This is a genomic window from Candidatus Bathyanammoxibius amoris, from assembly GCA_024451685.1.
Classification (GTDB): Bacteria; Planctomycetota; Brocadiia; order Brocadiales; family Bathyanammoxibiaceae; genus Bathyanammoxibius; species Bathyanammoxibius amoris.
In genome coordinates this window covers 138,467-146,500 of record JAMXCW010000004.1, presented here as the reverse complement: position 1 = coordinate 146,500, position 8,034 = coordinate 138,467, and the positions used below count along the sequence as shown (strand labels likewise).

Sequence of the window (8,034 nt, the reverse complement as noted above, 5' to 3'; positions counted from 1 at the left end):
TTTGATTTTGAAACCGAGAGAGATAGGGATGTTGATATTGGAGCCATTGGGGGCGAACTCAATACAATAACTGAGGATGTCGCCCGAAGAGGCACAAAACAAAAGGAGGGGGAATACTGCGAAGTTTGTGGATGTCACGCACCGGAGACCTTTGTGTTATTGTGGCCGGAAATGCTGTTTGTTTGTGAACGCTGCTTAGGTGTTGAGCCAGACGACTCCATACCTTCCGAGGGGGCGCGTATCATACCGCCTATTTACGTTCCGGCAGCCTACGAAAGCTTGCAGACATCCCGGCATTACGACCACAGGGAATTATTTAGGCTTGCAGAGGCCGTGGAGCGGCGCAAGGGCATGCCCAACAGAAAAGTGTGTATCGTGTGCCCTGCCCCGATTAAGAAAGGGGGCAACAACCACCGTCCCACCTGTTCAGGGGGACACAAGGAAAAATACGAGAAGTGGCTAGACGATTCCGTAAGGGCTGCAAAAACCAAAGTTTTTAAAGGCAAAATATACCTCGATAGGCCGAATAGGCGGAAAGGCTGGGCCTGGGGGAAGTGGGGGTCACCCGAAAGCTGGAGGATCGAGGGGGCAATAAAAAGAGACATCATAAAGGTTGTTAGTGCCGATGTGTTGAACCACATACGGGAGAGTATAAACAAAAAGAAACGAAGGCCACTTGGAACACTAAGGAATTTCAATGGCGGGGGTGTTGTCGAGGTTGTAGAGATACTGGAACACAGGAAAGAATTCTACCCTATCACGCGGTGTAGTCCATGTTTGAAAGGCCCTATTGCATGTGGGATGCCCGTTCGCCGTCGTATCCGGGAAATAACTGGACGCCCCTTTTGCACAGAGACTTTCTGGTCGATTGACAACCTAAAATTCCACCTTGAAGGATACCATAGGTATAAGAAGCGTTGGGTCGAGGACTATCCTATGTATAAGATGAGTTGGCCGGAAGAATCGCCTGAACTGGTAACTCATTACATAGTATCACACAATAGCCACCAGGTTAAATTAAGGGAAGCGGGGGGCGCACTTCTGGACGGGGCGGGCAAAGAGGTGGGAAGGGCGGTAGATATTTTAGAGACCGATACTGCGCCAGCTAAACAAAAGACAGTAGGCAATACACCGTGCGGCTGTGTCTTGTACCCCGACGATGAGAATTGTAGTACGGAGTATTACTACCATGGGGACAAGGAAGTTGGCCGTAGTTTTGACTGCAACTACAACGGCACGCTACTTACCACCGTTGTCAAGGTGAACGGGGCACTGTACGAAGTGCACTTGTGGCGCAAGGAGTCTTGTTTTCAAGCACAATACAGGACCATAAGGGCTAGGGGAGGCACCCAAGAGGAGGCTTTACAAAACTTAAAGGTAAGGTTGCACTACACTTAGGAAAATTTTAAAATTTTTTAAGCCGAAAACCGGCGATATATTGCCGTAACTGTAGACAACGTAAAGAGATAAGCCTGTTTTCCCGTTTTTGGCGTTTCAGCCAATAGTACACAGGGAGGTTCCCTTTTTTAATTACTTACTTTGCTTAAGAGGAACATCGAATAATGGAAGCGTTAGATACCGAATCGGTTGTCACTCTAAATGAAGCCGCTGGGATTCTTGGCGTTACGCGGTACCAACTGCGGTACATCCTCACGAGCGGGAAGGCGTCGGATGTTAGACAATTCGCTGGGCGGCGTGTCTTTTCGGCGAACGACCTACAAAGGCTCAAGGGTGTGGTGGAGGACGTTTATGGCTTAACAAAAGACAGGGCGTGCGCACAGCGGGGGGTCGGTGTTAGTGGATGAACGGTACAACTCTAAAACCAAAATACACCGCGCTTGACTATGCTGCCGAGATCCAAGGCAGATACGACGTCTTGATTGAGGAGCTATCCTCCCTGAACGATCAAGTCGCCCCAAGGCAAACGAATGAACTCTACATGGGGGTTCGGGCATGGTGGGGTGATTTCAATGCCGGGCAACGCGCAACGATTAAGAAGTTACTCAAGGAAAAGCTGGGTATAACCGCCGCAGACATTGAACGGGACACGAAGAACGAAAGGGAAAAATCCAAAGAGGGCGGGACGGCGCTGTCCAGTCAAAGCGGAAAAGAAGTTAACCTGAAACACGGGGGAGACAAGCAAGAGCGACGGGCTCAAAGCATCGTTGAGGACCGAGTATGTTATCGTACTAATAGGGGGTACATAGTCGCCGGTGGACATATAGAGGAAGATGAGACAAACTGCCCTCTATACCACTTCTCCACTAAAGGCCATATCCGATTTCTTGATGGCGAACAGCCAAAGATTAGTGAGACCTATGACAAGGTTGTAGATAGGCTCTCACGACACGTTGTTTGGAAAAGGCCGCACCACGCCAAGGTGGTTGGACTTTGGATTATGGGTACCTACTTTGCTAGCATATTCACGTGGTACGCTTATCTCTGGCTTACATCTCCTGCCCGGCGTTGCGGGAAAAGCCTGTTATTGGAGCTTGTTTCCCTGCTGGCTTACAATGCCACGCCGATACTAACGAATCCACGCCCCGCTTATCTCTACCGAACGGTAGACATCAACTTCCCCACCGTAATCATTGACGAACTGACCAAGTTTAAGGGCGATGGTGGAGATGACTACACCGAGATATTATCACTGCTAAATGCAGGGGCAAAAGCTGGCTCTGTCGTTGCTCGTATGGAAAAGATTGGAGAGAAGTATGAAGCTAAATATTACCATGCCTTCTGCCCGAAAGCGCTGGCTGGTCTTGTCTCTCTGCCGGAAACATTAAACGACCGTGTATTGCGGATGGATATGTCCAGAAAAAAGGCAGAAGAAAAAGTTGAGAGACTAAACCTGCGGAAAATGGGTAAAGAGTTGGCAGCTCTAAGGGATGTGCTTTACTTGACGGGGCTGGGATACGACAAAGACGTAACAGAGTTTTACGACAACATCGAAAAGCTGGACATTCCCCAAGAGTTGGACGATAGATTACGGGACATCACGGAGCCGCTCTTTGCTTTAGCGGGTGCAATAGACGCAGAAAAGGGAGAGGTGGACGCTACTACCGCCCTTAAAGCATATACCCAGGAGCTGGCAGGGGCCAAAGGTGCAGATGACCACGCAGATTCGGCGCAACACACCGTCCGAGCACTTCTAAAGTTGGGCCTTGAACCGGAAGGCGAGGGAAGCCAAGCAATACTCAGTAGTAAGAAGGTGTTGGGCCTATTTGAGCAGGAGCCGGAACTTGCGTGGTGTGACACCCCCTGGAAAGCCGGACGGCTTATAAACCGCTTAGGCTTTAATTCTAGGCCGCACCGTGTGGGATCAACTGTGGTGAGGGGGTACAAACTACGATACCGGGACCTACAGGACCTCCGGGAACGCTATCTCGCAGAGGGGGAAAATACTTAACGCCTTCCCCTTACGGGCATGTATGTGGCGTTACAACCGTTACATCGTTACAGAGCGTTACGTAACAAAGACTTAGAGCCGAAAAACGTACCGTTACAGAGGAGACGCGTAACGGTACGAATTTCACACATAAACCCTTATAGTGAAAGGATATGTTACGGTGTAACGGTATAAATACAGTATATAGGGGTACAGGAAGGGAAAGAGGAAAAAATGGGTACGCTTTACGAACAATATCAAAAATTAAAAAAGGACAGTTCCGCGGGAATATCGGTGGTTGACGAGGACACACGGTATGTCGCCTTCGAAACGCTGGACACAATTTTTCAAGCGGCCCTAGGCTGGATAGACGCTGCGTGGGTGAAAGACCCCAGCCTGAAGGACAGGTACAACGCTGAAAAGGCGAACAGGCTAACCGATAGCCTTGAGGAACTGTGGCGAGATTGCCTTGGGGGGAAGGCTGGGGTAGAGGATTTCAGGCAAACCATTGGTAAGTGGGTAAACGTTTGCACGGGAAGCTGTCTTGAGCCGGAAAGGTTTGAGTCTCAACACCCAATAAGGGCGGGAGGGTAGTTTTTGGTTGTAAGGACGCCAGAAAAATACGTAACCCTTAAGGAGGTAGCGAAGGTTCTCAGCTACAGCGAGAGAACGGTACGCCGCTTGATGTCCAAAGGGGACCTACCCTTCTACCGTTTAGGCGGCACCCCAAGGTTTGTATTAGAAGAGGTGCACCAGGCTGTCAAGCGAACAGCAAACAAACCCCGGCGAAGAAAGCGCAAGGTTGTAAAAACATCCGAAAGGGAGTATAGTCACCCCAAAACCTTGTTAACCCAAGACGAAAAGGGGGTGGCCAATGGGTAGAATCTTTAAACGCGCGGGCAGGTGGTATGTAGATTTCACGGCCAACGGCCAAAGAGTACGAAAATCTGTGTCGGGAGACCGCCAAGTAGCCTTGCAGGTCTTAAAAGAGATGGAAGGCCGGGCTGTGCGTGGGGAGTATGGCCTGGCAGATAACCGTGTCGAGACTGAGGAGCTTAAGCGAAGATACCTGAAGCACATCAAACTGCATTTCAAGAAGCGCACCGTCGAAGGTTATGTCCAGGACTTAAACCTGATACTGAGCTACTTAGACTCAAGGCTTGTTTCGGAAATCAACCCTTCACGCATTGACGATTACGTAGAACACCGTAAGAGGTGTGCACCTGTAAGTGACAGGACGATAAACCTTGAAGTAATGGTGTTAAAATCAATGCTTCAGAAGGGCGTAGAGTCGGAGCTTATCGCGTCAAATCCCCTGCAAACAGTAAAACCCTTGAAGCATCGTGGGAAACGGTTTAAGAGAGCCTTGACCGGAGAAGAAATAGAGCGGCTACTTGATGCCGCCACGGAACGCTATAAACCGGTGTGGCTGTGTTTTATTACCAGCGGGTTAAGGAAGTCTGAGCTGGTGAATCTCACGTGGGATGATGTAGACCTAAAGCGCAAAGAAATCAAGGTGCAGAACAGAGAGGACTTTGAGACAAAGACGGGCGGTATACGAATAATCCCCATGGCTGATAGGCTCTATAAGGAGCTTAAAGCTTTGAGGCCACTGTCAAAGTCAAAGTATGTCTTCACCACCAAGCACAACACCCCATTAAGAAATAATCTTCTCACTAGATTTAAAGAGACCGTCAAGAGGGCGGGTATAGATTTAAAGGGTGTACGTATCCACTCGCTCCGACACACCTTCATAACCCACCTGATAAGGAACGGTGCAAACCCCAAGGTGGTGCAGCAGCTTGCGGGACATAAAAGTATTTCTATTACCATGGACATATATGCCGAGGTCTTGCCGGGAGACGAAAGAAATGCTATTATGTCCGTCCCTAGTTGGCACACTGGCGGCACAAGAAAGATTTTGAAGCTGCAACGTAATGTGCAGTAAGGGCTTACAAAAAAGAGCACCAGACTGTGGCTCTGGGGGTCGGGGGTTCGAATCCCCTCGCTCACCCCAGCTTATAGGCCCTGGACTTATGACGTAAGCTCAGGGCTTTCTTTATGTTGTGTTGAAGTGACAATCGATGACAAGTGTCGACATTTGATGCCAAGAACTGTCATTCTGGCAGGCACTGAGTGGGCACCGAGGCTATTTTGGGCACTATTATTAAATTTTTTTAGTGATAATTTTAGTGTACACCAATTCGGATAGCTGTCCACCAAGTGGTTGATTCTATTAGGGGTTGTGGGGAGTGACCCTCTCCATGACCCCGGCTTATTCTTGGGTGTCTTTCTGTTATTTACTTGACAAAAATTGAGAGAGAAATAATATTGTTTATTAGAACCTAACTGTAAGCCATTGTAATACTATCTATTTAGTATAGACTCTCTGCTCATCATGGTCTGATTATAGATAAAACCTATTGCATTGGGAAACACGTTTCTGTATATTGCTGTACACTAAAAAGTAGCGTATGAAGAAGTCCTTTCACCACCAGAGGCTGACTTGCCTACTGGGTCGAACCTATGGTGCCACACGACCTCAAGGTCTACCTCTGGTGAGACGAATTAAGCCCGTACAGTAAGGATTTGCGGTACTAGCACATGGTGCTTTGCAGATGCCTTAACCTTTTACGGAAATAGAGGGCCATATCATGGATCGTACGCAGATGTCTCCCTGCCAGCAGGCTTGCCCCAGCAATACTGACATTCCAAGATACATTCGTCTTATTCTGGAGGGTGACCTTTACGGGGCATGGAAGATAAACAGGGTAGCTAACGTTTTTCCTAGCATCTGCGGCCGGGTATGCACCTACGCCTGCGAAGTTAGCTGCAAGAGGAATTGCATACGGCCCAGGGATGGAGGACAGACCGTATCCACGGAGCCAGTGTCTATTAGGGGACTAAAGAGATTCATCACCGACAATCTCCCAACTGACTACGTAAAGATGTTCCTGGATGAGACTCTACCCATAAAGAAGAACAACAAGTCCGTAGCCGTGATAGGTTCTGGTCCTGCCGGGCTCACCGTCGCAAATGACCTCATACTGGCCGGCTGTGATGTGGTAGTATTCGAGGCCCTGCCTGAGCCGGGCGGGATGCTAAGGGTTGGCATCCCTTCTTACCGCCTGCCCACGGAAATAATAGAAAAAGAGATAGACCTACTGAAGAAATTGGGGGTAACAATCGGGCTCAACTGTGCCCTGGGTAAGGACGTAATCTTAGAGGACCTGAGAAAGGACTTTGATGCCGTGTTCTTAGCTATTGGGGCCCACAGACCCAAGCTCATGAAGGTCAAGGGTGAATACCTGGAAGGGATAATCCCGGGCATCACCTTCCTCAGGAGGCTCAACCTGGGCAAGGCTGTAGAGGTTAAGGGTAAGACAATTGCCGTAATTGGGGGTGGTTTTACCGCAGCCGATGCAGCTAGGAGTGCGGCTAGGCTGGGGGCCAAGCCCGTCGTTCTTTACCGCAGGGGTAAGGAAGAGATGCCTATGGATGAGCTGGAGCAGTTAGCCATGACCAAGGAGCATATACCCCTCCACTATTTAGTGGCCCCTGTAGAGATGATAAGTCGTGATGGCAAGAGGGTAGCCAAGCTGAAATGTGTGAAAATGAAACTGGTAGAGCCAGACAAGAGAAGGTCCCTGAAGGACCGCAGACGGGTACCAGTACCCCTCGAAGGCAGTGAGTTTGAGATAGAGGCTGATATAGTGATACCGGCCGTCGCCCAAGAACCAGACCTTTCTGTCTTCCCAGAGGACTTTAAAATCAAACCCAGTGACTACAGTACTAGCATGGAGGGGGTATTTGCAGGAGGTGACTTCCTTACTGGCACTACAACCCACGTCATAGAAGTCATCGGCAAGGCCCACGAAGTTTCCCATGAGATACTCAGGTTTCTTGGTCAGGAGCCCGAGTTACCCAGTCAACCTCAGGAACTGGAGCAGACAGACCGTTCCCCGTGGTATTTTGAGGACCCGGAGAGGCTCCACAGAAAGAAGGTCTATGGCGGTTGGATGGACACTCTCAAAGGGAGTTTCCAAGAGGTAGAGGATGGTATGGACCGGGAGCTTGCTACTCTTGAGGCCTCCAGGTGCCTGCAATGTGATTTCTCTATACAGACAAGGACGGATGAGAGGTGCTTTCGCTGTGGAAGGTGCGTTGAGAGCTGCCTCCAGGGTGCACTGGAGATAGTGCGCAAAGAACCCTTACTTGGCCAGCGTGGGACCTGGTTCAACGACGGCCATTGGCAAACCGACGAGACCTCAAGGGTTGTCCATAATCCAGAACTCTGCGTCCAGTGTGGCATATGCACGCTAGTGTGCCCTAGCGAGAGCCTATCCTTTATCGGCCCCAAGTGATGTGATTGTGAGATATTTAAGCACAGATTCCGAGTAAATTTGGCTCTAAAGAAGGCAAAAGCGTAAAATATCCTATCAGGCCTTTTCAATCTAGGTCGGCAAGGGGGGGCCCCTTACTAGAGATATATATCCTAAGTAGCAGATTCCATCTTAAAACTGATGCTAATTTAGCAAGGGTTATGAAGGCTCAAGGAGAGTCTAGAAAAGAGTACCTTTTTAGACAATAACCTTCTGCCTCCTTCTTTCCCCCTCTAAGAGAATCCCTTCGCTCACCCCAACCTT

General features: G+C 49.4%; 5 protein-coding genes. All 5 read left to right on the top strand.

Going from position 1 to position 8,034, the window contains the following annotated elements; translation table 11 throughout:
• The coding region (locus tag NOU37_04215; protein ID MCQ4574429.1) for a hypothetical protein at positions 1-1,398 on the top strand (1,398 nt) is incomplete at its 5' end.
• A gap of 403 nt (positions 1,399-1,801) precedes the next feature.
• Positions 1,802-3,409 (top strand): DUF3631 domain-containing protein, encoded by a 1,608-nt coding sequence (locus NOU37_04210; protein MCQ4574428.1) that lies wholly within the window; start codon positions 1,802-1,804, stop codon positions 3,407-3,409.
• Between the two features lie 213 nt (positions 3,410-3,622).
• Positions 3,623-3,982: a hypothetical protein gene (locus NOU37_04205; GenBank protein ID MCQ4574427.1), complete on the top strand. Its 360-nt coding sequence runs from the start codon at positions 3,623-3,625 to the stop codon at positions 3,980-3,982.
• A gap of 280 nt (positions 3,983-4,262) precedes the next feature.
• Positions 4,263-5,336, top strand: coding sequence for a site-specific integrase (locus NOU37_04200; GenBank protein ID MCQ4574426.1), 1,074 nt, complete (start codon positions 4,263-4,265; stop codon positions 5,334-5,336).
• A gap of 706 nt (positions 5,337-6,042) precedes the next feature.
• The gene (locus NOU37_04195) at positions 6,043-7,752 is read left to right on the top strand and encodes an FAD-dependent oxidoreductase (GenBank protein ID MCQ4574425.1); all 1,710 of its coding nucleotides are present in this window, start codon (positions 6,043-6,045) and stop codon (positions 7,750-7,752) included.
• The last annotated feature ends 282 nt before the right edge of the window (positions 7,753-8,034 follow it).